This window comes from Georgenia sp. SYP-B2076, from assembly GCF_003991205.1.
Classification (GTDB): Bacteria; Actinomycetota; Actinomycetes; order Actinomycetales; family Actinomycetaceae; genus Georgenia.
In genome coordinates, this window is record NZ_RXOZ01000011.1 from 125,098 (window position 1) to 149,715 (window position 24,618).

A 24,618-nucleotide genomic window follows, 5' to 3' on the forward strand; every position below is an offset into this window, starting at 1 on the left:
CCGAGCGGCCCCACCGCGTGGGCAACTGGCGGCAACAGATTGCCCTCGCAAGTCCGGGACCAGCACGATGGCGTCATGACCAACTCTGACAACGACGTCCTGCATGTCCATCCCGACCGGCTGCTGCCCTCGGAGCCCGGCCTGCGCAAGATCGCACGGGAGCTCTACGGCTCCGTCAAGGACCTGCCGATCATCTCGCCCCACGGTCACGTCCCCGCCCAGTGGCTCGCCGACGACGTGCCCTTCGAGGACCCCACCTCCCTGCTCATCACCCCGGACCACTACGTCAACCGCCTCCTGCACGCCAGCGGCGTCTCGCTCGCCGACCTGGGCGTGGGCCAGACCGACTTCAGCGACGAGCAGAAGCGCAACGCCTTCCGCCTGCTGTGCGCGAACTGGAAGGCCTACCGCGGCACGCCGGTGAAGTTCTGGTTCGAGTCCGAGCTGGCCGACATCTTCGGCATCGAGCTCGCGCCGACCGAGGCCAACGCGGACGCGATCTACGACCAGATCGCCGCCGCCATCGCCACCCCCGAGTTCCGTCCCCGCGCCCTGTACAAGAAGTTCGGCATCGAGTTCATCGCGACGACGGACGACCCGGCCGACGACCTGCGCTTCCACGAGAAGCTCGCCTCCGACCCGACCTGGGACGGCAAGGTCGCGCCGACCTTCCGCCCCGACAAGTACCTCGAGCCCGCCACGCCCTCCTGGAACGGCCTGATCGACACGCTCGGCGAGGTCTCCGGCGTCGACACCGGCACGTACGCCGGGTGGGTCGCCGCCATGGAGAACCGCCGCGCGTTCTTCAAGGACCACGGCGCCGTGTCCTCGGACCACTCCCACCGCGACCCGGGCGCCGCCAAGCTCGACGCCGCCGAGGCCGAGCGGCTCTACGCCAAGGCCCGTGCCGGCGAGATCACCTCGGAGGAGGGCGACGCGCTGCGCCGGGACTTCGTGTTCCAGCAGGCCCGCATGGCCACCGAGGACGGCCTGGTCATGACGATGCACCCGGCGGTGTTCCGCAACCATCACGCTGACAGCCTCGAGAAGTACGGGGCCGACGTCGGCGGCGACATCCCGATCCAGGCCGAGTTCACCCGGAACGTCCAGCCGCTGCTCTCCGCGTTCGGCACCCACCCGAACTTCCAGCTGGTCCTGTTCACGATCGACGAGACCGTGTTCTCCCGCGAGCTCGCCCCGATGGCCGGGTTCTACCCGTCCGTGTTCGTGGGCGCGCCGTGGTGGTTCATCGACGAGCCGGACGCGATCCGCCGCTACCGCCGCGCCGTCACCGGCGCCGGCGCCGGCTTCGGCCGCACGTCGGGCTTCATCGACGACACCCGCGCGTTCCTGTCCATCCCCGCGCGCCACGACATGAGCCGCCGGCTCGACGCGGGCTACGTCGCCGAGCTCGTCGGCGAGCACCGCCTCACCATGGACGAGGCGCTCGACACCATGCACGACCTCGTCGTCACCCAGCCCCGGAAGGCGTTCAAGCTGTGAGCCCTGAAACCACGACCCTGCCCCGGCTGACCCGCGAGAACCACGGCCGGCCCGCCGCGCCCGTGCGCATCGTGCACCTCGGGATCGGCAACTTCACCCGCGCGCACCAGGCCTGGTACACCGAGCACGCCCCGGACGCCGCGCAGTGGGGGATCGCCGCCTTCACGGGGCGCCGGCCCGACACCGCCGAGGCCCTCTCCCCGCAGGACGGCCTCTACACGCTCATCACGCGCCACGCCGAGGGGGACACCTTCGAGGTGATCGGCTCCCTGTCCGCGGTGCACCCGGCCAGCGACACGGCCGCATTCCTGGGCTACCTGCGCGCCCCGGAGACGGCGATCATCACCACCACCGTCACCGAGGCCGGCTACATGCGCGGCGCCGACGGCCACCTCGCGCTCGGCGACCCCGCCGTCGCGAGGGACGTCGAGGCCCTGCGGGCCGACCCCGAGGCGCCGACGACGACGACCCCCGCCAAGGTGGTGGGCGGCTTCCTGGCCCGCCGGGCGGCCGGCACCGGCGCCATCGCCGTGCTGCCCTGCGACAACCTTCCCGACAACGGCCCCACCTTCCGCGGCGTGGTCGAGGAGCTCGCCGCCGAGGTCGACCCCACCCTGCAGGAGTGGATGGAGGCCAACGTCTCCTGGGCCACCTCGATGGTGGACCGGATCACCCCGGCCACCACGGACGCCGAGCGCGAGGCCGTCGCCGCCGCCGAGGGCTACGACGACGCCTCGCCCGTGCCGACCGAGCCCTTCAGCGAGTGGGTCGTGGCGGGGGAGTTCCCCGCCGGGCGACCCGCCTGGGAGGAGTCCGGCGTCACGGTCGTCGACGACGTCCACCCCTTCGAGCAGCGCAAGCTGTGGATGCTCAACGGCTCGCACTCGCTCATGGCCTACGCCGCGACCGTCGTCGGGCACGAGACGGTCGCCGACGCCATCGCCGACCCGACCGTCCGCGGCTGGGTCGAGGAGTGGTGGGACGTCGCGGGGGAGCACCTGCAGGTCGGCGCGGAGGACGTCAAGGCGTACCGTGCGGCCCTCCTGGACCGCTTCTCCAACCCGCGGGTGCGCCACCTCCTCGCGCAGATCGCGGCGGACGGCTCGCAGAAGATCCCCGTGCGGATCCTCCCGGCCCTGCGCCTCGAGCGCGAGGCCGGCCGCCTGCCCGACGGCCCGGTCCGGGCACTCGCCGCGTGGGTCCTGCACCTGCAGGGCCACGGCGCCCCGGTCAAGGACGCCCGCGAGGCGGACGTCGTCGCCGCCGCCCAGGGCACGGTCGCCGAGGCCACGACCGGGATCCTGAAGGTCGTCGGCCCGGACCTCCTGCCCGACGACGAGCTCGTCGCGGCGGTCGTGGCCAAGGCCGACGAGCTCCTCGCCCTGGAGGGCACCGCCAAGAAGAGCTGAGCGCACAGCACCGAGCACGCCCGGGACGCCCGGGTCCCGTTCCACGTGGCAACTCTTTGCTGCGCGGCACGCCCTCGTGGCTTGATACGGGTGTCCCGCAAGTGGGTGCCAGGCGCCGGGCCGGTGCCGCTCCTCGGAGCGGTGCCGGCCCGGCTTCGTCCCGGGCGAGCCCGGCCCGGGGAGCCGGGCTGGCGGAGCCGGCCTCCGCCGCGGACCGCTCAGTCGACCTCGGGCTCGGGCCCGAGGACGAAGCTCCGCCCGTCGACGGCGGTGGCCCTGATCTCCACGTACACGGGCTTGAACGTGCCGATCGAGGGTCGGAGCGGGAGGCGCGCGGCGGCCTCGATCTCCCTGTCGTTCTTGAGCTCCCGGGCCTCGCCGTGCACCACGACGCTCCAGGCGGTGTCCTGACCGAGACTGTCGGTCTCGAAGGCCACCTGCCTGTTGATCGTGAGCTCGAGCAGCTTGCTGCCGGGCGACGTACGGAAGTACAGCTTGCCGGCGTCGCTCGCGTAGTTGACCGGGAAGATGTCGGGCCGGTCCCCGACGCTGACCGCCAGGCGGCCGATGTTCGTCGTGCCCAGCAGCTCCCAGCACTGGTCGGCGGTGAGTGTGGTGACCTCTTCGTTGATGTCGTAGCCCATAGCCCAGTATCCAGCGCCTGTCGCCGACCCTGCATGACTTTGGTCACGTCCCCGCGCCGTGGCGGGAAGCGCCCGATAGAATATGCAAATGCATGAAATTGCCGCCGAGACGCCCGCAGCCGGCACCCGGGTGGCGGCCGAGGCCTGGGAGTCGCTCTTCCGGGCACAGGTCACGCTCATGCGCCGGTTCGAGCGCGGCGGGGACTTCTCGCCGCTGCGGTCGCGCGAGTACGACGTGCTCTTCACGCTCAGCCTGGCCGACGAGGGGCGGATGCGCCTGCGTCACCTCAACGAGCAGATCCTCATGAGCCAGCCGAGCCTGAGCCGCATGGTCGAGCGGCTGGAGAACCGCGGCCTCGTGCGCCGCGACCCCGCGCCCGACGACGCACGCGGCGTCCTCGTCGGCCTCACCGCGGAGGGGGCCGCGATGCAGCGCCGCATCGGCCGACAGCACGTGCGCAGCATCCGGCGCTACGTCGGCGGCGCGCTGGACGAGGAGGAGCTCCGGACGCTGGTGGCGCTGACGACCCGGCTGCGGACCTACGAGCCCTGACCTCACCCCGGCCCCACGGGCCGCGGCCGCTCACCGCGCACGAGGCGGACTCCCGAGCCTCGGCCAGGGGCCGCACGAGGTGCCGCTCGGCACGCCCGACGGGACGCATCCCTCCGGCAGGCCCGGGAGACGAACCGCTGGTAGCGTCACGCTGCTTCGAGCCTCTGCAGTGGTTCAACCCGGTCCTGCGAAAGGCCTCCCATGGCGGAGTCAGAGACGCCCGAGGGCGCCGTGGTCGTCGGCCTTGACCGCTTCGCCCCCGCGCAGGTGGCCCTCGACGCCGCTGCCGACGAGGCGGCCCGGCGGCGGGTGGGCCTGCACATCGTCTACGCCTACCCGTGGCTGGCGCGGGCGCGCACGTGGGACTTCCAGCCGCCCCGGGAGGAGCTCGAGGCGGGCGAGCACCTCCTGCGCGGCGCCGCCGAGCGGGCCGGGGCGGCGCACCCCGGCCTCGCGGTGACCACGCGCGTCATCGTGCTGGACCCGGCCGCGGCCCTGGTCGACGCCTCCGCCATCGCGGCCGTCGTCGTGGTGGGCGCGGGCGGGCAGGACGCGCCCGCGGGCCATCTCGGCTCGGTCGCGCAGAAGGTGGTCGCCCACGCGCACGGGCCCGTGGTCGTCGTGAGGAACGCGCCGCCCCACCCGGACGGGCCCGTCGTGGTCGGCATGGACCCCGACGACGGGGCATCCGAAGCGATCGAGTACGCGTTCGAGGAGGCCGTGCGGCGCGGCGTGGGCGTCACGGTGGTCCAGGGCATCCAGGTCGAGGGGGCCCGGCGGGCGTGGGACGACCGCGCGGTGCAGCGGCGGCTGGACGAAGTCCTCACCCGCGCGGAGCAGGAGACCAGGACTCGCCTGGGCCAGTGGCGGTCGCGGTTCCCGGAGGTCCCGACCCGCCTGGAGCAGACCCGCGACCACCCGGTCGACGCCCTGGTGAGGGCAGCGGCTTCGGCAGGCATCGTCGTCGTGGGCAGCCGCGGGCGGGGCGACCTCGTCGGGCTCCTCGTCGGCTCGGTCAGCCGCGGAGTCCTCCACCGCGCCCCGGTCGTCGCGGTGGTGCGGACGCACCGTCCGCGGGCCAGGCCCGCGCCGGAACGCTGACGCGGGGCGGTCCGGCGCGGGACCGGTCCGGAGGGCCGCGCCGCAGCTAGGTCGTCTCGAAGATGTAGCCCATCCCCGGCTGGGTCAGGATGTGGCGCGGGTGGGCGGGGTCACGCTCGAGCTTGCGCCGCAGCTGGGCGGTGTAGACCCGCAGGTAGCCCGTCTCGGTGGTGTAGCCGGGGCCCCAGACCGCCTGCAGCAGCTGGTGGCGCCCGACGAGCCGGCCGCGGTTGCGCACGAGGACCTCGATCATCGCCCACTCGGTCGGCGTCAACCGGACCTCCTCGCCTCCGCGCAGCACCCGCCGGCGCGCCAGGTCGATCGTGAGCTCGCCGGCCTCGACGACGGCTTCCTCCCCGTCGCCCGGGGCCGCCCGCCGCACGGCCGCCCGGAGCCGGGCCAGCAGCTCGTTCATGGCGAAGGGCTTGGTCACGTAGTCGTCGGCGCCCGCGTCGAGGGCGTCGACCTTGTCCTCGCCGTGCTGGCGTGCGGAGAGCACGACGATCGGCACGTGGCTCCAGCCGCGGATGCCGGCGATGACGTCGAGGCCGCTGAGGTCCGGCAGGCCAAGGTCGAGGAGCACCACGTCCGGGCGCCAGCTGGCCGTGAGGTCGAGGGCGTGCGTGCCGTCCGGGGCTGTGGCGACCGCCCAGCCGTGGGCGCGCAGGTTGATGGCGAGGGCGTGGACGAGCCCGGGCTCGTCGTCGACGACGAGGACGCGTGGACCGGTCATGTGGCCACCTTCTCGGCGAGCGGGATCGTCAGCACCATGGTCAGGCCGCCGCCGGGGGTGTCCTCGGCCGCGAGACCGGCACCGACGGCGGACGCCAGTCCTTCGGTGACGGCCAGGCCGAGACCGAGGCCGTCGGGGGAGGAGTCCCCGAGCCGCTGGAACGGCTCGAACATGTGCGCCTTGAGGTCGTCGGTGAGGCCGGGGCCCGTGTCGACCACCCGCAGCTCGACCTGCCGGTGGGTGGCCGACGCGGTGACCCGGACCTTGGCGCCGGGCGGCGTGTGACGCACGGCGTTGGCGACGATGTTCGCCATGGCGCGCTCGAGCAGGCCGGGGTCGGTGGAGACCAGCGGGAGCGACTCCGGCACGTCGACGGCGACGACGTCGGGTCCGAACCCCTCCGTCGCGAGCGGCACGACCTCGTCCAGGCTGGTGGCCCGCAGCACGGGCCTCACACTGCCCGTCTGCAGCCGGGACAGGTCCAGCAGGTTGTCGATGAGCCGCTCCAGCCGCGCGGTCGAGGCGCCCACCGTGGCGACGAGGGCGTCGGTGTCCGCGGCGGAGAGGTGGACCTCCGGCGAGAGCAGCCCGTCGATCGCGGCACGGATGGTGGCCAGCGGGGTCCGCAGGTCGTGGGAGACGGCGGCCAGCAGCGCCGTCCGGGTGGCCTCGGCGCGCTCGAGCGCCTGCGCCTGCTCCGCCTGTTCCCGGAGCCTGCGGTTCTCCAGCATGATGCCCGCCTGGGAGGCGAAGGCTTCGAGGACGCGGCGGTCACCCGCCGCCAGGACGCGGCCACGCAGGGCAAGCACCCGGTCGTCGTCGATGCGCACCACCGTGTCGGCATCCCCCGGGCCCCCCGCCGGGCCGGCGCCGTCCTCGGCGAGGGAACGCCACGGACCTGCCGGGGCCGCCCGCTCGAGCAGGGAGACGGCCGTCAGAGCGAACGTCTCGCGGAGCCGGGCCACGAGCGCGACGGCGGTGTCCTCCCCGGTGAGGACCGAGCGGGAGACCTCGGCCAGTGCTGCGGCCTCGGCGCGGGCGCGGAAGGCCTGCCCGCTGCGCCGTGCGGCCAGGTCGACCACCGAGGCGACGGCCACGGCGACCAGCAGGAAGACGGCCAGGGCGAGCACGTTCTCGGTGTCCGCGATGATCAGGCGCCCGGTGGGCGGGGTGAAGAAGTAGTTGAGCGTCAGGAACCCGATGAGCGCGCCGATGACCGCGGGGGCAAGCCCACCCACGAGCGCCACGGCCACGGTGAGAGCGAGGAAGAGCAGGACCTCGGTCGGGAGCCCGATGCTCGCGTGGGGCCGGTGCAGGGCGCCGGTCAGGGCGGCGGGGCCGAGAACGGCGAGGGCCCACGCCAGGGCGGTGCGGCGACGGGACAGCATGGGCCGCCGTCCGCCCCGCTGCCGCCCGGTCGCGGCCCCGTCGCCGACGAGGTGCACGTCGATGCCGGGCGCGAGCCCCGCGATCGCGCTGCCCGTGGCCGCCCGCAGCACCCTGGTCACCCGCCCCCCGCGGGGGCGGCCCACGACGATCGTCGTGGCGCCGACGCCGATCGCGAACTCGGCAACAGCGGGGGCGACGTCCTCACCGAGCACGGCGTGGAACGTTCCGCCGAGCTCCTCGACGAGCCGACGCTGGGTCGCGAGGGGCGCCGGCGGGGCGCCCGCGGAGGAACCCCCGGTGAGCACGTGGACCGCGAGCAGCCCCCCGCCCCGCTCGCGCTGGGCCATGCGGGCCCCGCGTCGGATGAGGCGCTCGCTCTCCGGGCCGCCCGAGACGGCCACCACGACCCGCTCGGCGGTGCCCACGAGGCCATTGTGGGCGGCGCGAGAGGCCGAGAACAGGGCGCTCGGCGCGGGGCCCCGCGCCTGAAGGCGTGGGGCCCGGACCTCGTCCGGGGGAGACGGCCCGTCGCTTCCGGAACCGCCGCGCATCACAGCCCCCGCCTCGCGGCCTCCGCGCCACGCGGTTGCGGGACCGGCTTGTCGAGGTGGTCGACCTCGTGCAGCTGGAAGGGGACGGAGGCAAGCACCACCCCGGGCGTGAACAGGAGGCGGCTCTTCAGCCGCAGGGCGCTCTGGTTGTGCAGCGCTTGCTCCCACCAGTGGCTGACAACGTACTCGGGCACGAAGACCACGACCAGGTCCCGCGGGGACGCCCGCCGCACCGAGCGCACGTACTCCACCACGGGGCGCGTGATCTCGCGGAACGGGGAGTCCAGCACGGTCAGCGGGACCGGGAGGCCGAGATCGTCCCAGGCGCGGCGCAGCGCCGCGGTCTCCTCGGCGTCGATGTCGACCGTGACGGCCTCGAGCGTGGAGGGCCGGGTGGCGCGGGCGTACGCCACGGCCCGCATCGTGGCCTCGTGCAGCTTCGAGACCAGGACGATGCCGTGCACGCGCGAGGGGAGGGCGCGCGAGGCAGAGGGGTCCGCGACGACGAGGTCGCGCGCGACCTGCCGGTAGTGCCTACGGATGGCCCTCATGGTCACGAACAACACCCCCATGAGCAGCAGGGTGATCCAGGCGCCGTGGCCGAACTTCGTGACGAGCACGATGAGCAGCACCACCGCCGTCATCACGAAGCCGAAGCCGTTGATGGCCCTCGAGCGACGCATGCGCACCCTCGTCCGCCGCTCCATCTGCGTGCCCAGGTGGCGGGTCCAGTACCGCACCATGCCCAGCTGGCTGAGCGTGAAGGAGACGAACACGCCGACGATGTAGAGCTGGATCAGGCGGGTGACCTCGGCGTTGAAGGCGACGATGAACGCGATCGCCCCGGCCGCCAGGATGATGATGCCGTTGGAGAACGCCAGACGGTCGCCGCGGGTGTACATCTGCCGCGGCAGGAAGCCGTCATGGGCGAGGATGGAGCCGAGCGCGGGAAAGCCGTTGAACGCCGTGTTCGCCGCCAGGACGAGGATGAACCCGGTGGCGATCGTGACGAGCACGAACAGGGCGGGAAGGCCGTGGAAGACGCTCGCGGCGATCTGCCCGATGACCGGGTCCTGCACGTACCCCGCCCCGACCGGTGTGCCGGCGCGGAGCAGCTGGTGCGCGGGGTCCTGCGCGAAGCGGATCCCCGTCGCCCCGGCGAGCAGGAGGATCCCCATGAGCATGGTGGCCGCGATGAGCCCGAGCAGGAGGAGGGTCGTGGCGGCGTTGTGGGCCTTGGGGCGCCGGAACGCGGGCACGCCGTTGCTGACCGCCTCGATCCCGGTCAGGGCGGCGGACCCGGAGGAGAAGGCCCGCAGGACGAGGAACGCCCCGGCGACTCCGGTCAGGCCCTGGCTGAACGCCGGGTCGGGGGCGATCTCGAGCCCGGCCGAGGCGGCCGGGCGCAGCGTCCCCGTCAGCTCCTGCCAGGCCCCGACGGCGATCATGAGCCCGATGGCGCCCATGAAGAGGTAGACAGGGATGGCGAAAGCGGTCCCGGACTCGCGCACCCCGCGCAGGTTGAGCAGCGCGAGCACCGCGACGACGGCGACGCCCAGGGCCACCTCGTGCCCGTGGGCGGCGGGGATCGCCGTCGCGAGGTACTGCATCCCTGAGGCGACCGATACCGCCACGGTCAGGACGTAGTCCACGAGTAGGGCGCTGGCGACGGTCAGCCCGGCGCGCGAGCCCAGGTTCTCGCGCACCACCGCGTAGCCGCCGCCGCCCGACGGGTAGGCGTGCACCGTCTGGCGGTAGGAGGCCACCACCGTGAGCATCACGGCCACGACCGCGACGCCCACCCACGGGGACAGCGTCACGGCCGCCATGCCCGCGAGGGAGAGCGTCAGCAGGATCTCGTCCGGGGCGTAGGCGACGGACGAGAGGGCGTCGGAGGCGAAGACCGGAAGGGCGATCCGCTTGGGGAGCAGCGTCGTTCCCATGCGGTCGCTGCGCACGGGCCGCCCGACCAGCGCGCGCTTGAGCACCTCGGGGATGGTCAGGGCGGCGCTCATGCCACCGTTCTCCCACTCGGGCGGGGGGGTCGAGCAGGATCCTTACGGACCCTTGACAGGCCGGCAGGCGTTCTTGACGGGACCATGACGGCCCCGGCCCCGGCGCGGCGCGCCCGGCATCGGGCGCGGCCCGGGCCCGGCCCGGCCCGGGCGCGTGACGGGGCGGGCCGCCGATCGGCGGCCCGCCCCGTCCTCTGCGTCCCTCGGACCGTGCGTGGCTCAGACCACGTCGGCGGTGGCGCGCAGCATCCAGGCCTGCTTCTCCAGGCCGGTCGCGACGCCGATCAGCAGGTCGGCGCTGAGGTGGTCCTTCTCGTCGAGCTCGTCGAGGTGCGCCTTGATGCGGTCCGACGTCGTCTGCAGCCGCTCCTCGAACTGGCGCACCACCTTGTCGGTGGCGACCGGGCCGCCCTCGAGCGGCTCGAGGCCCGAGGTCTCCGCCACCGTCGCCGGCCGGGCGTCCGGGGTCCCGCCGGTCGCGACGAGCCGCTCGGCGACCTCGTCGGACGCGGCGCGGACCTGCGCGACGATCTCGTCGAGCTGGAGGTGGATCGCACGGAAGTGGGGTCCGTGAAGGTTCCAGTGCGCCTGCTTGCCCTGCAGCGCCAGGTCCACGAGGTCGACGAGGGCCTCCTGCAGGCTCGTCTCGACGATCTTCAGCGGCTTCGCCATCGGTGTCGCTCCTTCCGTGCCCCATTCGGGGCGGTCTTGGTGGGTTCTTTTCACCATAGGCCGGACCGGCGGGGCCCGCCCGTCGAGCCGGCGGGGCCCGCCCGTCGAGCCGGCGGGGCCCGCCCCTCGAGCCGGCGGGGCCCGCCCGTCGAGCCGGTGGTGGGCGCGCGGCGGTGCCTCCCGGCGGCGGCGCGGGGAGGGAGCCGCCGCTGCGATAGCCTGGGACCCATGACGGCCGTGGTGCTCCTTACCCAGCCGCGCTGACCCCAGCGGGCGCCCGACTCCAGGGCGCCGCCCCGGCGCGGCTCACCTCCTGTCCCCGGGAGGTCTTCTCTTGTCAGGAGCACGCGCAGCACCCCCTTGAGGCGAGGAACGAAGCCACTCATGAGCACGCACGACGAAGCCACCACCATGGTCGAGACCAGCCACCGCTACACCGCTGCCCTTGCGGGCGAGATCGAGAAGGCATGGCAGGACCGGTGGGAGGAGCGCGGCACCTTCCGTGCCGACAACCCCACGGGTGACCTCGCGCCAGCGGAGGGCGACGTTCCCGCCGAGAAGTTCTACCTCCTCGACATGTTCCCCTACCCCTCCGGCAAGGGGCTGCACGTGGGCCACCCGCTGGGCTACATCGCCACCGACGTCGTCGGGCGCTACCAGCGCATGAAGGGCAAGAACGTCCTGCACGCCCTGGGCTACGACGCCTTCGGGCTGCCGGCCGAGCAGTACGCCGTCCAGACCGGCCAGCACCCTCGGGTCACCACCGAGGAGAACATCGCCAACATGCGCCTCCAGCTGCGCCGCCTGGGCCTGGCCCACGACGACCGGCGCACCTTCGCCACCACGGACCCCGAGTTCGTGCGCTGGACGCAGTGGATCTTCCTGCAGATCTACGGCTCGTTCTACGACACCGAGGCCGTTCGCGCCGACGGCGGCCGCGGCCGGGCCCGGCCGATCGCCGAGCTCGAGGCCCAGCTGGCCGCGGGGACCCGTCCCACCCCGGACGGTCGTCCCTGGGCCGAGCTGAGCAAGGACGAGCGGCGCGAGGTCATCGACTCGCACCGGCTGGCCTACATCTCCGACGCGCCGGTCAACTGGGCGCCCGGCCTGGGGACCGTGCTCGCGAACGAGGAGGTCACCGCGGACGGCCGGTCCGAGCGCGGCAACTTCCCGGTGTTCAAGCGGAACCTGCGCCAGTGGAAGCTGCGCATCACCGCCTACGCCGACCGGCTCGTCGACGACCTGGACACCATCGACTGGCCCGAGAAGGTCCGCTCGATGCAGCGCAACTGGATCGGCCGGTCCGAGGGCGCCCACGTCGACTTCCACGTGCCCGGGGTCGACGAGCCGCTGACCGTGTTCACCACCCGCCCGGACACGCTGTTCGGCGCCACCTTCATGGTCGTCGCCCCCGAGCACCCGCTGCTCGCGGACGGGGCCGTCCCCGCTGCCTGGCCCGCGGGCACGAAGGACGCCTGGACCGGCGGCGCCGCGACGCCCGCCGAGGCGGTCAGCGCCTACCAGCGCCAGGCCGCGGCCAAGACCGACACCGAGCGCCAGGACGCCGAGCGGACCAAGACGGGCGTGTTCACCGGCATCGTCGCGACCAACCCGGTGGGCGGCGGCTCGGTCCCCATCTTTGTCGCCGACTACGTCCTCATGGGCTACGGCACCGGCGCGATCATGGCGGTCCCCGCCGAGGACGCGCGCGACTACGAGTTCGCGACCGTCTACGAGCTCCCCGTCATCCGCACGGTGCAGCCCCCCGAGGGGTTCGAGGGTGGCGCCTTCACCGGTGAGGGCCCCACGATCAACTCCGCGAACGAGGAGATCTCCCTCGACGGACTGCCCATGGCCGAGGCCAAGCGAGCCATGACCGACTGGCTTGAGGCCAAGGGCCTGGGCCGCGGCGCCACGACGTTCCGTCTGCGTGACTGGCTGTTCTCCCGCCAGCGCTACTGGGGCGAGCCCTTCCCCGTCGTCTACGACGACGAGGGCCACGCCCACGCGCTGCCCGAGTCGATGTTGCCGGTCGACCTGCCGGAGGTGCCGGACTACTCCCCGCGCACGTTCGAGCCCGACGACGCAGCCTCCTCCCCGGAGCCGCCGCTCGGCCGGGTGCCCGAGTGGGTCGAGGTTGAGCTCGACCTCGGCGACGGCCTGAAGACCTACCACCGCGACACCAACACCATGCCGAACTGGGCCGGCTCGTCCTGGTACGAGCTGCGCTACCTGGACCCCCGCAACACGGGCGCGCTCGTCGACCCGGCCGTCGAGCAGTACTGGATGGGGCCGCGTCCCGCGACGACGACGCCGGGCGGCGAGGCCGTGGCGGCCAACGTCTCCGGCGGCGCGGACCTGTACGTCGGCGGCGTCGAGCACGCCGTGCTGCACCTGCTCTATGCGCGGTTCTGGCACAAGGTCCTCTTCGACCTGGGCCACATCTCCAGCTCCGAGCCCTTCCACAAGCTCTTCAACCAGGGCTACATCCAGGCCTACGCCTTCGCCGACGACCGCGGCCAGTACGTCCCCGCCGAGGAGGTGGTGGAGGTGCCTGGCGCCGACGGCGCCGAGCCGACCTACTCGTGGAACGGCCAGGAGGTCTTCCGCGAGTACGGGAAGATGGGCAAGTCCCTGAAGAACATCGTCACCCCGGACGACATGTACGCCACGTACGGGGCCGACACCTTCCGCGTGTACGAGATGTCCATGGGCCCCCTCGACGTCTCCCGCCCCTGGGACACGCGCGCCGTCGTCGGCTCGCAGCGCTTCCTCCAGCGGCTGTGGCGCAACGTGGTCGACGAGCGCACCGGCGAGACGACCGTTACGGACGCCCCGGCCGGCGAGGAGACGCGCCGGCTCGTGGCCCGCACGATCGTCGAGGTCGAGACCGAGATGTCGGCCATGCGCGTGAACACCGCGATCGCGCGGATGATCGTGCTCAACAACCACCTCACCGCGCTCGGGACCGTGCCGCGGGAGGCCATCGAGCCGCTCGTGCTCATGGTCGCGCCCGTCGCCCCGCACATCGCCGAGGAGCTGTGGTCCCGGCTCGGTCACCCGGCGTCCCTGGCGCACGAGCCCTTCCCGACTGCGGACCCGGCTCTGCTGGTCGAGGACACCGTGACGTGCGTGGTCCAGGTGGCCGGGAAGGTCCGCGACCGCCTCGAGGTGCCCGCCTCGATCGGTGAGGACGACCTGCGCGCCCTGGCGATGGAGTCCGAGGCCGTGCGGCGCACGCTCGACGGCAAGGCGGTGCGCACGGTCATCGTGCGGGCCCCGAAGCTCGTCAACATCGTCCCCGGCAAGTAGGTGCGGCGGTCTGGCTGGTCCGCCGGCCGGGGCGGCATCCCGGCGCGGCGCCTGCGGATGGCCTGTCCGGCAGGTGGGCTGCTCCGTGGACAGGTGAGCGCGGCGCGCGACGATCCTTCACAGTAGGAGGAACAGCACCGACCAGCCTGGAGCGAACAGATGGAGACTGCCTCGGCCGAGGCCCGCGCGACCGTCGAGCGTGGCGCGCTCGACGGCGAGCCGACCTGGACCCTCACGCACCCCGACGGCGCTCGCCTGGTGGTCGCCGAGACGGGGGCGACGGTCCTGGCGTGGCAGGCCCCCGGCCGTGACGGCGCCCTGGTCGACCTGATCGACGGCTACACCTCCGGCGCCGAGATCGCCGCGCGGGACGGTTATCGCGGCGCCGTCCTCGCGCCCTGGTCTAACCGGGTGCGCGATGCCAGGTATGTCTTCGGCGGCGTCAGCCACGACCTCGCGCCGGGCGAGACCGACGGGCGTGAAGCCCTGCACGGGCTGGTGACGGCCGTGCGCTGGACCCGCGCCCAGGCCGGGGTGCGCGACAGCGACCGCGTGCTCCACCTGACCGCGACGCTCGCGCCCGGCGACCACCCCGGCTACCCGTTCGCGCTCGAGCTCTCGGCGACGTACTCGCTCGGGATCGGTGCCGAGGGAGAGGCGCGCCTGGGGCTGGAGCTTGTCGCGGCCAATGTCGGCGACACACCGGCGCCGGTGGCGCTCGGCTGGCACCCGTACCTTCGGCTGCCCGGGCACGCGACCATCGACGACCTCGAGGTCACCGTCCCCGCACGCGCCCGCGTGCTCACCGACGAGTCGCTGATCCCGCTCCCGGGCGAGCAGGCGTACGCCGGGACGGCGGCGCCGGTGCGGTTCGCGCCCCTGGCCGGCGTGTCCCTCGACGACGCCTTCACGGGCCTGGTGCCGGACGACGACGGAGTGGTCGCCACCGTGCTGCGCTCCCCGCGCACGGGCGAGAGCCTGACGGTGGAGCAGGAACCCTTCCAGGCGCGCGTCGTGCACGTCTTCACCGGCGACATCCTCGAGCGCGGGCCCCGCGCGTCTCTCGCGGTCGAGCCGTGCCAGCTGATGACCGACGCGTTCAACCGCGCGGACAGCGCGGAGGGACTCGTGCTGGCGCCGGGGGAGCAGCGGCAGCTCGTCAGCGACATCGTCTACCGGCGCGGCTGAGGCTAGCTTCTCGCCGGCGGAGCCGCTCGGCCGGGCCCGCCGGCCGCGCCGTCACCCGAACAGCTCGGCGAGCGCCGCGTCCGCGGCGTCCTGCTCCGCCCGGTCGTGGGTCGACGTCGTGGCCATGACCTCGTCCGCGCCCGTGCGCGCGACGAGCGCGGCGAGCTCGGCGGCGACCTCGGTGGGCGCGCCGTAGACCGCCTGTGCGAGGAAGGACTCCACCGTCGACTCCTGCCGAGCCGTCAGGGTCCGGGACCGGATGGCCGCGACGTCCTCCAGCGGCGGGAACGCGCCGGTGGTCCGGGACGCCGCCATGGCCCACGCCTCGGGGAGCAGGAGCTCGCGGGCCGTGGCGCGCGACCGGGCGACCATGGTCATGACGCTGATGATCACGTGCGGCCGGTCGTCGGGGCCGGCCGGCCGGAAGTCGCGCCGGTAGCGCTCGATCGGCGCGGGCGACCCGAGCACCGGGCCGCCCACGACGACGGGAAGACCGGCCGCCGCGGCGAGTTCGAGCCCGCGCGCGCCGGCCAGGACGAAGATCGGCGGAGCCGGCACCCGGGGCATCGCGGTGACCGGCCCGCGCCCGTGGAGGTAGTCGCGCACCTCGTCGATCGCCTGCAGGAAGTCCGCCGGTTCCGCCCTCGTCGCCCCCAGGGCGGCGCGCACCGGCGCCGTGAAGCCGAGGGACCGGCCGAGGCCGAGGTCGACCCGCCCGGGGTAGAGGCCCGCGAGCACGGCGAACTGCTCGGCGACGACGAGGGGGCGGTGGTTGGGCAGCATCACGCCGCCCGAGCCCACGCGGATGCGGCCGGTCCCGGCGGCGACGGCGGCGGCCAGCACCGCGGGGCTGCCGCTGGCGATGCCCGGCACGCCGTGGTGCTCGGCGACCCAGAAGCGGTGGTAGCCGAGGGCCTCGGCCCGGCGGGCGCGGGCGACCGTGCTGCTCAGCGCCCGGGAGTCGGGCTCCCCGCCGCGAGTGCGGGAACGGTCGAGCAGGGAGAGGGGGAGGGGCAGGGCGTCGGGCACGCTGCCCATTCTCTCCGGGAGTCACGCGGGGGGCCGGGGCGCCCGCGCTCCGGTCGGGTCGCCCTGGCGAGGCCGGGGCGCTGGCGGCTCGGGTCGGGTCGCCCCGGCGAGGCCGGGCCCCCGCTCGTCGCTCGCCTACCGCCGCCGGGTGCCGAAGATCGAGCGGGTGATCTCCCGGCCGAGCTGCGTGCCCGCCGAGCGCAGGAGCGAGTCGAAGGCGCTGGAGCGGCGCCTTGCCGCGCGCTCGGAGGCCGTGCGGGCCTTGGCCTCCTCCCGCTCCCTCTCCGCCTGCTGCTTCGCCAGCTCGCGCTCCCGATCCTTCGCCGCCTTGTCCGCGGCCTTCTCCGCCTGCTGCGCCCGCTCGCGGGCGCTCGCCGCCGCCTCGGCGCTTGCCGTCGCCGCCTCGGCGGCCGCCCGCTGCTGCGTCACCCGCGCGGCGAGGAGCTCGTAGGCGGACTCGTTGTCCACGGCGACGGCGTACCGGGCGGCGAGGGGCGAGGCGGTGACGACCCGCTCGATGGTGGCGACCGCCGCCGTGCCCATCGACGAGCGTGGCGCGCGGATGCGGGTGGGCGCCACCGGCGTGGGGGCGCCGGTCTCGGCGAGCACGGTCACGACGGCCTCGCCCGTCCCCAGCGAGGTGAGGACGCCGCCCAGGTCGTAGGGCGAGGTGGGGAAGGTGCGCACGGTCTCGCGCAGGGCGTCGGCGTCCTCCGGCGTGAAGGCGCGCAGGGCGTGCTGGACGCGGGCGCCGAGCTGGCCGAGCACGTCGGCCGGCACGTCCTTGGGGGTCTGGGTCACGAAGAAGATGCCCACGCCCTTGGACCGGATGAGCCGGACGGTCTGGACAACCTGCGTCAGGAACTCCTTGGACGCGCCGGTGAACAGCAGGTGCGCCTCGTCGAAGAAGAACACGAGGCGGGGCCGCTCGGGGTCGCCCACCTCGGGCAGCGAGCCGAAGAGGTCGGCGAGCAGCCACATCACGAACGTCGAGAACAGCGCCGGGCGGTCCTGCAGGTCGGGCAGCTGCAGCGCGGAGACCACGCCCCGGCCGTCGGGTGCCGTGCGCAGGAGGTCCGTCGTCTCGAAGGCCGGCTCGCCGAAGAAGACGTCGGCGCCCTGCGCCTGCAGGGCGGAGATCTCGCGGAGGATGACGCCCGCCGTCGCCGTCGAGATCCCGCCGATCGCCTTGAGCTCGTCCTTGCCCTCGCCGGTGAGGTACGCGACGGTCGCGCGCAGGTCCTTGAGGTCGAGCAGGGCCAGCCCCTGCGCGTCCGCCCAGTGGAAGATCAGCTGCAGGCTGGACTCCTGGGTGTCGTTGAGCCCGAGCACCTTGGCCATGAGGAGCGGGCCGAAGTCCGTGACCGTGGTGCGGATCGGGGTGCCGGTGCCCATGCCGCCGAGCGAGAGCAGCTCGACCGGGAAGGCGGCCGGGGACCAGTCCTGGCCCAGCGCGCGGGTGCGGGCGAGCAGCTTCTCGCTGCTCCTGCCCTGTTCCAGCATGCCGGACAGGTCGCCCTTGATGTCCGTGAGGAAGACGGGCACGCCCGCCGCCGAGAGCTCCTCGGCGAGGAGCTGCAGCGTCCGGGTCTTCCCCGTGCCGGTGGCGCCCGCGACGAGACCGTGCCGGTTGAGCATCCGCAGGGGGAGGGTGACCTGCGCGCCCGCGACGGGCGCGCCGTCGTCCAGCAGGGCGCCCAGGGGGATCGTCAGCCCGTCGAAGGTGTATCCCGCGGCGACCTCCTGGGCGTACCCCTTCAGCGCCGACGACGCCGCCGGGGCCGGCGACGGGCCCGGTGCCGGGGCAGGCGGCCGGGTCGGGGTGGTGGGCGGCCCGGCCGGCGTGATCGGTGGCGTCGCCGTCGCTGCGGCAGCGGGCGACGGTGGTGGCGCCGGTGCGGGAGTCGGCGGGGGAGCCTGCGGCGCGGGCGCGCCGCTCCCCGCCGCCGCGAGCGCGGCGTCCAGCGCCGCCTGCGCGGCGGCCGCCTTGGCCTTGGCGGCCTCGGCCGCGGCCCGGGCCGCCTCGGCGCGCAGCCGGGCGATCTCTGCCGGATCGGGCACGAGCGTTGCGTCATCGGCCATGCCCGGATCCTAGGCGGCGGACGGGCGCCGCGCGGGCCGCGGCGTCGACGCCCCTAGGGTGAGGGGATGCCACCGCCCGAGCACATCGCCGTCGTCACCGACTCGACCGCGAGCCTGCCGGCGGAGGTGGCCGCGGCGTACGGCATCGCCGTCGTGCCGCTGCACGTGGTCGTCGACGGCGTCGAGCAGCTCGACGACGCCGTGGGCGGCGACGCGCTGGCCGCGCAGATGGCGGCCGGCGCCAGGGTCACCACGTCCCAGCCCTCCGTGGGCGAGCTGGTGGAGGCCCTGCGCGCGGCGTCGGACCACGGGCGCCGCGACGTGGTCAGCCTCCACCTCTCGGGCGAGCTGTCCGGCACGGTCGCGGGCGCCCGCCGGGCCGCCGCGCTCCTCGCGGACGACGGCGTGCGGGTCCACGTCGTCGACTCGCGCACCGTGGCCGGGGGCACCGGGCTGGCCGCCATCGCCGCCGCGGAGGCGGCCACGGCGGGCCGGCGCGCCGAGCAGGTCGTCGCGGTCGCCCGGGAGACGGCGGCGAAGGCGACGGTCCTGTTCGCGGTGCCCGACCTGGCGTGGCTGCAGCGCGGCGGACGGGTCGGGGCGGGCGCCGCCCTGGTGGGTTCCGCGTTGGGGATCCGGCCGGTGCTGGGCATCAGCGACGGGCGCATCGCCGTGGTCGAGACCGCGCGCGGGCTGGCGCGGGTGCGCCGACGGGTCCTCGACCGTGCGGTGCGCGCGGCCGGTGGGCCCGGCGCGCGCGTGCCGCACCCGCCCGCCGTCCGGGTCCGGGTCGCGGTGCATCACTTCGGCCGTCCCGACGAGGCGGCGGCGCTGCAGGACCAGCTCGCCGAGGCCCTCGCCGGGACGGGTGCGCTGGTCGTCGAGGCGCTGCGCAGCGAGCTGACCGCCGTGGTCGGCGCGCACACCGGGCCGGGCGTGATCGGCATCGTGGTCGCGCCCGCTCCCTGACCCACCGGCTCCCGGCCGGCAGGGCGGGAGGGGAGGCGCGCGACCCACAGGACGCGCTGCTGCCACCGCGTCCACAGGCGCGAGGGGGACGGCCGCCGCGGTGGGGGTGCCCGCTCCTAGCGTGTCGCGGGTGGAGTCCCGGGGGAGCAACGAGCGGCTGAGCCGCCTGACGCGCGCCGCGTACTCGGCGGCCGCCGGGCACCTCGAGCTCGACCCCGAGGGGGAGCGGGCCGGTGGCGGGCGCCGCTGGGCGCCGTCCGCGCGGGCCGCGACCACCGCCGCGGCGGTCGTGCTGCTGATCGCCCTCGTCCTCGCGCTGCGGGTGTGGGTCGCCAGTCCCTCGGATCCGGTGCCGTTGCCCCCGGCGGCGTCGGGGATGACCGGTGACCCCACCGCCGGCGCCTCCGGGGAGGGTGCCGCCCCGCCGGCCGACGGCGGCGCGGCCGGCGACGGCACGAGTGGCGGGGGTGACACCGGCTCGAGTGGCGCGGGCGGCGACGGCACCAGCGGCGCCCGGGGCGCGGCGGGAGCCGGCGGGGGTGCGGGATCGGCGGCGGTCGTCGTCGTGCACGTGGCCGGCGCCGTGACGCGCCCGGGGATCGTCGAGCTGCCGGGCGGCTCGCGCGTGGCGGACGCCGTCGCCGCCGCCGGCGGCCCGGTTCCCGAGGCGGAGCTCACGGCGGTGAACCTCGCGCGGCTGCTGGCCGACGGCGAGCAGGTCTACGTCCCGCGCGTCGGCGAGGCGCCGCCCGGGGCCGCCGGTGACAGTGGTGCCGGGGCCACCGGAGGCGCGGGCGGCGACGGTGCCGGCGACGGCGGCGCCGGGCCCGGCGCCCCCGTCGACCTCAACACCGCCGACGCCGCCCAGCTCGACGCCCTGCCCGGTGTCGGCCCGGCCATCGCCCAGCGCATCCTCGAGTGGCGCGACCTCAATGGTCCCTTCACCACGGTCGACGAGCTCGACGAGGTCGCCGGCATCGGGCCGACGATCTTGGAACGCCTGCGGCCCCTGGTGACCGTGTGAGCGCCGACGGCCCACGCCGGGGCGCGGATCCCGCACAGCCGCGCGCGCCCGCGCCCGTCGACGCGCGGCTCGTCCCGGCGGCTCTCGCGGCGTGGCTCGGCGCATTCGTCGCCGTCGCGCGGACACCGCCCGAGGTCCTGGTGCTCGCGGCGGTAACGGGTGCCGGTGCCCTGCTGGCCGCCGTCGCATTGGCGCGCGCGCGCCGGGCCGGACGGCGGCGCGAGGCATCCGCCACCACGGGCGCGGCCACGACGCAACCGCACTCTCGTGGGCACCCGCGGACGACACGGCGCCCCGGCGCCCGGCATCGTGGCGCCCCGACGTCCCCGCCTGCGGCGGCGGCCCTGCTCACCGTCGTCGTCCTGCTGGCCGTGCTCCTGACCACGGCGGCCCACCTGCACGCCAGGCACTCGGGCCTGCTCGCCGACCTCACCACGAGGGGCGCGAGCGCGGTGCTCACCGGACGGGTGGGCACCGAGCCGCGCGCCGTCGCCCAGCCCCAGGGGCGGGGGAGCGCGCCGCGCTACCGCCTGATGCTGCGGGTGGAGGAGGTCGCCGGCCGTGGCGAGACGTCGGGCGCCGCCGCGACCGTGGTGCTGGTCGGGCCGCTGGCGTGGGCCGAGGTGCCGCTCGGCGCCCAGGTCCGGGTGCGGGCCGGCCTGGTCGCGACCGCGCCGGGCGACGGCCCGGCCGCTCTCGCCTTCACCGACCGGACCCCGGAGGTCCAGGCGGGCCCGGGGTGGCCGCTCGCCGCGGTGAACCACCTGCGCGGGTCCCTCCGTGCCGTGACCGCGGACTTGCCGGCCCAGGCGCGCGGGCTGGTCCCGGGTATCGCCGTCGGCGACGACCGGGCGCTGCCGCCGGAGCTGGCGGCGGACATGCGCGCGACGTCGCTGACCCACCTGACGGCCGTCTCGGGCGCGCACATCGCGATCCTGCTGGGCGCGGTCCTCGGCGCCCTCGTCTGGCTGCCCCGCGCCTGGCGGGTCGGGCTGGGCGCCGTCGCCCTCGTCGCGTTCGTGACCCTGGTCCGGCCGGAGGCGAGCGTGCTGCGCTCGGCGGTGATGGGCGCGGTGGTGCTGGCCGCCCTGCTGCTCGGCCGGCCGGCCCGCGCGCTGCCGGGCCTGTGCGCCGCGGTGACGCTGCTGCTCGTGGCCGACCCCTGGCTGGCCCGGAGCTACGGCTTCGTGCTCTCGGTGCTGGCCACCGGCGGCCTCGTGCTCCTCGCCCGCCCCTGGGCGCGGTGGCTCTCCCACCTCGTGCCCCGGTGCGTCGCCACCGCCCTGGCGGTGCCGGCCGCGGCCCAGGCGGTGTGCGCGCCGGTGGTCGTGCTGCTCACCCCGGCCCTGTCCACCTACGCGGTGCCCGCCAACCTCCTCGCGGCCCCGGCGGTCCCGCCGGTCACGGTGCTCGGCGTCGCCGCCACGCTGCTCGCGCCGGTCTGGCCGGCGGGTGCCCACGCCCTGGCGGTGACGGCGGGCTGGTGCACCTGGTGGATCGCGGCCGTCGCCGGCACCTTCGCGGCGCTGCCCGGCGCGCAGCTGCCGTGGCCGCCCGGCGCGGGCGGCGCGCTCGCCCTGGCGCTGGCGACGGTCGTCGCGGTGAGGGTCCTGGCCCGGCTCAGGCCGGGCCCGGCCGGGTGGCGCCGCGCCGCGCCGGTGGTCGTCGTGGTGGCGACCCTCGCCGTCGTGCCGTGGCCGCGTGTGACCGGGTGGCTGCCCGGCGGGTGGCCCCCCGCCGGCTGGGTGGTGATCCAGTGCGACGTCGGCCAGGGCGGCGCGGTCCTCGTCCGGTCCGGGGAGCGCGCGGCGGTGATGGTGGACGTCGGGCCCGTCGACGGCCGGGCCGAGGCGTGCCTGTCCGCTGCGGGCGTGGAGCGCCTCGACCTGCTCGTCCTCACCCACGGTCACGCCGACCACGTGGGCGGCCTGACCGCGGTGCTCGCGACGGTCGACGTCTCCGCCGCCCTGCTGACGCCGGGCGACGGCCCCGGCTCGTCGACCGCGCGGGTGCTCGAGCAGCTGCGGGACATCCCCGTGACACGGCCGGTGGCCGACGGCGGCGGCACCCGAGGCCGGGCGGGCGCGGTGGACTGGGAGGTGCTCTGGCCCCCGGCCGCCGCCGTCGCGCGCCTGCGCGGCGACGACGGTGTCAACGACCTCTCCCTCGTGCTGCGCCTGAGCGTCCCGGGTGTGGCGGTGGTGGCGCTCGGTGATGTCGAGCTGGCGGGGCAGGCGGGGCTCGTGCGCCGGCTCCGCGGCGCGCCCGCCGCGGCCGACGTCGTCGTGATGGCCCACCACGGCTCCGCCCTCCAGGACGACGCCCTCGCGGGCATGCTGCGCCCCCGGCTGGCGGTGGTGAGCGTGGGCAGCGGCAACGAGTACGGCCACCCCGCGCCGGACGCCGTCACCCTGTACGGGCGCCTCGGCGCGGTCGTCCAGCGCACGGACACCTGCGGGCCGATCGCCGTCGTGCGCGACGGCGATGGGCTCGCCACCGTCTCGGGCTGCCCGCCGTGACGCGCGGGGCAGCAGCCCCTGCGCGGCCTGTGAGTGACCACCCGTGAGCCGCTCGCGGCGATGTCGGTGCGTCGTGGCAGGCTAGGACCGTGCCACCCACCCGCCGCAAGACTGTTTCCGCCGGCCTGACCTGGGACCAGGTCCCGCTCGCCCCCGTCGTGCTCGTCAAGGGCACGGAAGGCCTGCTCGCCGACCGCGCGGTCGACCGCGTGCTGGAGCTCGCGCGCCAGGAGGACCCGGCCGTCGAGGTCACGCATCTCGAGGCGGCCGCGTACGAGCACGGCCAGCTCGAGCTCGTCGCCAGCCCGTCCCTCTTCGGCGAGCAGCGCTGCGTGGTGATCGACAGCGCGGAGGCGATGACGGACGCGTTCCTCGAGGACGCGCTCGTCTACCTGCGGGCCGTGCCCGACGACGTCTGGCTGGTGGTCCGCCATGGGGGCGGCACGCGCGGCAAGAAGCTCCTCGACGCCATCGGCGGGGCCGGCTTCCCGGTCGTGACGTGCGAGCCCGTCAAGCGGGACGCCGACAAGGCCGACTTCGTGCGCGCGGACTTCCGGCGCGCCGGCCGCAAGATCGATCCCGACGCGGTGCAGGCCCTGGTGGAGGCGGTGGGCGCGGACCTGCGCGAGCTCGGCGCCGCCACGAGCCAGCTGGTCGCGGACACGACGGGCACCATCTCCGCCGAGGTGGTCCTCCGCTACTACGGCGGTCGGGTCGAGGCGACCGGCTTCAAGGTGGCGGACGCGGCCGTCGCCGGGCACGCCGGGGACGCCGTCGCGCTGCTGCGTCACGCGGTGGCCACGGGGACGGGCCCCGTGCCGATCGTCGCCGCGCTGGCCATGAAGCTCCGCACCCTCGCCAAGGTCGCGGCCACCCGCGGCCGCTCCGGCGTCTCCGCTGGCGAGCTCGGGCTCGCCCCCTGGCAGATCGACCGTGCGCGCCGGGACCTGGACGGCTGGACGCCGGAGGGGCTGGCCAACGCCATCACCGCGGTCGCGGCGGCCGACGCCGAGGTCAAGGGGCTCAGCCGGGACCCCGTCTTCGCGGTCGAGCGCGCGGTGCTGCGCGTGGCCGCCGCCCGCGCCCACCGCTGACCGGCGCCGCCGGCCCACCACGCGCCACGACGGCGGCACTCACCAGGAGTGCCGCCGTCGTGGGTTCACGTCCGCGACGTGGTGACCGGCAGCGCCGGTCGGTCAGCGTGCGGTCAGGCGTTCGCGCCGGCGAGCTGGTCCGCGCGCACCGACTCCATGGCCTTGGTCCACGGGACGAGCTGGTCCAGCATGGGCTCGACGGACGAGGTGGCCGGCTCGGTGGGGGCGAAGACCGAGAAGTTCTCGAAGTCCGTGAACAGGGACATGAGCACGGCGTTGCGCACGTGGGCGACCTGCATCTCGGAGAGGATGCCGCGCAGGTGCTCGACGGCGCGGGCACCGCCGGCGGAGCCGTAGGAGACGAACCCGGCGGCCTTGTTGTTCACCTCGCCGGCGAGGTAGTCCAGGGCGTTCTTCAGGGCGCCGGTGATGGAGTGGTTGTACTCGGAGACGACGAAGACGTAGCCGTCGAACTCGGCCATCTTCGCGGACCAGGCCTGGCCCTCGGCGGAGGCGGCGGGGCCCCAGGACGGCGGGGTCGCCTCGGCCCACACGGGCAGGTTGAAGTCGGCGATGTCGACGACCTCGAACTCGGCGTCCGAGCGCTTGTCGGCGATGGACTTGACCCAGTTGGCCACGTTCAGGCTCTGACGGCCGGGACGGACGCTGCCGGTGATGATGGCGATCTTCGTCATGCTTCTCCTTCAGGAAGGTGCGAATAGGACGGGCATGGCCCGCTCACGTACATGCCAATGCATACACCTGGTGGTCTGTTCCCGAACGGGGCGAGTGTGACGGACGGCACGGTTGTCTTGATGCTTCAAGTCCGGC

18 protein-coding genes are annotated in these 24,618 nt (G+C 75.0%); 10 read left to right on the plus strand and 8 right to left on the minus strand.

Features of this window, described 5'->3' with window-relative positions; genetic code table 11:
• Window positions 1–75 precede the first annotated feature (75 nt).
• Both uxaC and EJK16_RS05465 read left to right on the plus strand, forming a co-directional pair.
• Window positions 76–1,503: a glucuronate isomerase gene (gene uxaC, locus EJK16_RS05460; RefSeq protein ID WP_127127138.1), complete on the plus strand. Its 1,428-nt coding sequence runs from the start codon at window positions 76–78 to the stop codon at window positions 1,501–1,503.
• On the plus strand, window positions 1,500–2,912 hold the full coding sequence (locus EJK16_RS05465) for a mannitol dehydrogenase family protein (RefSeq protein WP_205739610.1): 1,413 nt from the start codon (window positions 1,500–1,502) through the stop codon (window positions 2,910–2,912). The genes uxaC and EJK16_RS05465 overlap by 4 nt, the downstream gene beginning before the upstream one ends.
• A gap of 218 nt (window positions 2,913–3,130) precedes the next feature.
• Here the strand turns inward: EJK16_RS05465 and EJK16_RS05470 are convergent, their stop codons facing one another.
• Complete coding sequence (locus tag EJK16_RS05470; protein WP_127127140.1) at window positions 3,131–3,556, minus strand: pyridoxamine 5'-phosphate oxidase family protein; 426 nt, start codon at window positions 3,554–3,556, stop codon at window positions 3,131–3,133.
• An 88-nt stretch (window positions 3,557–3,644) separates the two neighbouring features.
• Here EJK16_RS05470 and EJK16_RS05475 point away from each other — a divergent pair, with 88 nt between their 5' ends.
• Window positions 3,645–4,109: a MarR family winged helix-turn-helix transcriptional regulator gene (locus EJK16_RS05475; protein ID WP_127127142.1), complete on the plus strand. Its 465-nt coding sequence runs from the start codon at window positions 3,645–3,647 to the stop codon at window positions 4,107–4,109.
• A 201-nt stretch (window positions 4,110–4,310) separates the two neighbouring features.
• Window positions 4,311–5,210, plus strand: a complete 900-nt coding sequence (locus EJK16_RS05480; RefSeq protein ID WP_127127144.1) for a universal stress protein — start codon at window positions 4,311–4,313, stop codon at window positions 5,208–5,210.
• Window positions 5,211–5,256: 46 nt separating this feature from the next.
• Here the strand turns inward: EJK16_RS05480 and EJK16_RS05485 are convergent, their stop codons facing one another.
• The 4 genes from EJK16_RS05485 to EJK16_RS05500 all read right to left on the minus strand — a co-directional run bounded on the left by EJK16_RS05485 (window position 5,257) and on the right by EJK16_RS05500 (window position 10,570).
• Window positions 5,257–5,943, minus strand: coding sequence for a response regulator (locus EJK16_RS05485; RefSeq protein WP_127127146.1), 687 nt, complete (start codon window positions 5,941–5,943; stop codon window positions 5,257–5,259).
• Window positions 5,940–7,757 (minus strand): DUF4118 domain-containing protein, encoded by a 1,818-nt coding sequence (locus EJK16_RS05490; protein ID WP_240645795.1) that lies wholly within the window; start codon window positions 7,755–7,757, stop codon window positions 5,940–5,942. The genes EJK16_RS05485 and EJK16_RS05490 overlap by 4 nt, the downstream gene beginning before the upstream one ends.
• Before the next feature lie 125 nt (window positions 7,758–7,882).
• A complete protein-coding gene (locus EJK16_RS05495) occupies window positions 7,883–9,898 on the minus strand; it encodes an APC family permease (RefSeq protein ID WP_127127150.1) in 2,016 nt (671 codons plus the stop codon).
• Window positions 9,899–10,117: 219 nt separating this feature from the next.
• A complete protein-coding gene (locus EJK16_RS05500) occupies window positions 10,118–10,570 on the minus strand; it encodes a Dps family protein (protein ID WP_127127152.1) in 453 nt (150 codons plus the stop codon).
• Between the two features lie 384 nt (window positions 10,571–10,954).
• Here EJK16_RS05500 and leuS point away from each other — a divergent pair, with 384 nt between their 5' ends.
• Together leuS and EJK16_RS05510 are read left to right on the plus strand one after the other, a co-directional pair.
• Window positions 10,955–13,882 carry a leucine--tRNA ligase gene (leuS, locus tag EJK16_RS05505; RefSeq protein WP_304999938.1) on the plus strand — a complete coding sequence of 976 codons (2,928 nt, stop codon included), beginning with the start codon at window positions 10,955–10,957 and terminating at the stop codon, window positions 13,880–13,882.
• Between the two features lie 159 nt (window positions 13,883–14,041).
• Window positions 14,042–15,070, plus strand: coding sequence for an aldose 1-epimerase (locus EJK16_RS05510; protein ID WP_127127154.1), 1,029 nt, complete (start codon window positions 14,042–14,044; stop codon window positions 15,068–15,070).
• 51 nt (window positions 15,071–15,121) lie between these two features.
• Here the strand turns inward: EJK16_RS05510 and EJK16_RS05515 are convergent, their stop codons facing one another.
• Window positions 15,122–16,108 (minus strand): MsnO8 family LLM class oxidoreductase, encoded by a 987-nt coding sequence (locus tag EJK16_RS05515; protein WP_127127156.1) that lies wholly within the window; start codon window positions 16,106–16,108, stop codon window positions 15,122–15,124.
• 126 nt (window positions 16,109–16,234) lie between these two features.
• Window positions 16,235–18,181: a helicase HerA-like domain-containing protein gene (locus EJK16_RS05520; protein WP_205739611.1), complete on the minus strand. Its 1,947-nt coding sequence runs from the start codon at window positions 18,179–18,181 to the stop codon at window positions 16,235–16,237.
• Window positions 18,182–18,247: 66 nt separating this feature from the next.
• Here EJK16_RS05520 and EJK16_RS05525 point away from each other — a divergent pair, with 66 nt between their 5' ends.
• The 4 genes from EJK16_RS05525 (at window position 18,248) to holA (ending at window position 23,787) form a co-directional block, all read left to right on the plus strand.
• Window positions 18,248–19,150, plus strand: a complete 903-nt coding sequence (locus tag EJK16_RS05525; protein WP_127127158.1) for a DegV family protein — start codon at window positions 18,248–18,250, stop codon at window positions 19,148–19,150.
• A gap of 130 nt (window positions 19,151–19,280) precedes the next feature.
• Window positions 19,281–20,174 (plus strand): ComEA family DNA-binding protein, encoded by an 894-nt coding sequence (locus EJK16_RS05530; RefSeq protein WP_240645797.1) that lies wholly within the window; start codon window positions 19,281–19,283, stop codon window positions 20,172–20,174.
• The gene (locus EJK16_RS05535; protein WP_127127160.1) at window positions 20,171–22,693 is read left to right on the plus strand and encodes a ComEC/Rec2 family competence protein; all 2,523 of its coding nucleotides are present in this window, start codon (window positions 20,171–20,173) and stop codon (window positions 22,691–22,693) included. Before EJK16_RS05530 ends, EJK16_RS05535 begins: the two co-directional genes overlap by 4 nt.
• A gap of 89 nt (window positions 22,694–22,782) precedes the next feature.
• Window positions 22,783–23,787, plus strand: a complete 1,005-nt coding sequence (gene holA / locus EJK16_RS05540) for a DNA polymerase III subunit delta (protein ID WP_127127162.1) — start codon at window positions 22,783–22,785, stop codon at window positions 23,785–23,787.
• A gap of 113 nt (window positions 23,788–23,900) precedes the next feature.
• On the opposite strand, the gene EJK16_RS05545 is transcribed toward holA, so the two are convergent.
• Entirely contained in the window at window positions 23,901–24,482 is a 582-nt protein-coding gene (locus EJK16_RS05545) for an NADPH-dependent FMN reductase (RefSeq protein ID WP_127127164.1), read from the minus strand.
• Window positions 24,483–24,618: the final 136 nt, after the last annotated feature.

Bases quoted from the DNA above. Each gene is read 5' to 3' on its own strand.
- EJK16_RS05545 (WP_127127164.1), bottom strand. From the start codon at position 24,482: ATGACGAAGATCGCCATCATCACCGGCAGCGTCCGTCCCGGCCGTCAG.
- uxaC (WP_127127138.1), top strand. From the start codon at position 76: ATGACCAACTCTGACAACGACGTCCTGCATGTCCATCCCGACCGGCTG.
- EJK16_RS05480 (WP_127127144.1), top strand. From the start codon at position 4,311: ATGGCGGAGTCAGAGACGCCCGAGGGCGCCGTGGTCGTCGGCCTTGAC.
- leuS (WP_304999938.1), top strand. From the start codon at position 10,955: ATGAGCACGCACGACGAAGCCACCACCATGGTCGAGACCAGCCACCGC.
- EJK16_RS05485 (WP_127127146.1), bottom strand. From the start codon at position 5,943: ATGACCGGTCCACGCGTCCTCGTCGTCGACGACGAGCCCGGGCTCGTC.
- EJK16_RS05495 (WP_127127150.1), bottom strand. From the start codon at position 9,898: ATGAGCGCCGCCCTGACCATCCCCGAGGTGCTCAAGCGCGCGCTGGTC.
- EJK16_RS05510 (WP_127127154.1), top strand. From the start codon at position 14,042: ATGGAGACTGCCTCGGCCGAGGCCCGCGCGACCGTCGAGCGTGGCGCG.
- EJK16_RS05515 (WP_127127156.1), bottom strand. From the start codon at position 16,108: ATGGGCAGCGTGCCCGACGCCCTGCCCCTCCCCCTCTCCCTGCTCGAC.
- EJK16_RS05500 (WP_127127152.1), bottom strand. From the start codon at position 10,570: ATGGCGAAGCCGCTGAAGATCGTCGAGACGAGCCTGCAGGAGGCCCTC.
- EJK16_RS05525 (WP_127127158.1), top strand. From the start codon at position 18,248: ATGCCACCGCCCGAGCACATCGCCGTCGTCACCGACTCGACCGCGAGC.
- EJK16_RS05475 (WP_127127142.1), top strand. From the start codon at position 3,645: ATGCATGAAATTGCCGCCGAGACGCCCGCAGCCGGCACCCGGGTGGCG.
- EJK16_RS05470 (WP_127127140.1), bottom strand. From the start codon at position 3,556: ATGGGCTACGACATCAACGAAGAGGTCACCACACTCACCGCCGACCAG.
- EJK16_RS05520 (WP_205739611.1), bottom strand. From the start codon at position 18,181: ATGGCCGATGACGCAACGCTCGTGCCCGATCCGGCAGAGATCGCCCGG.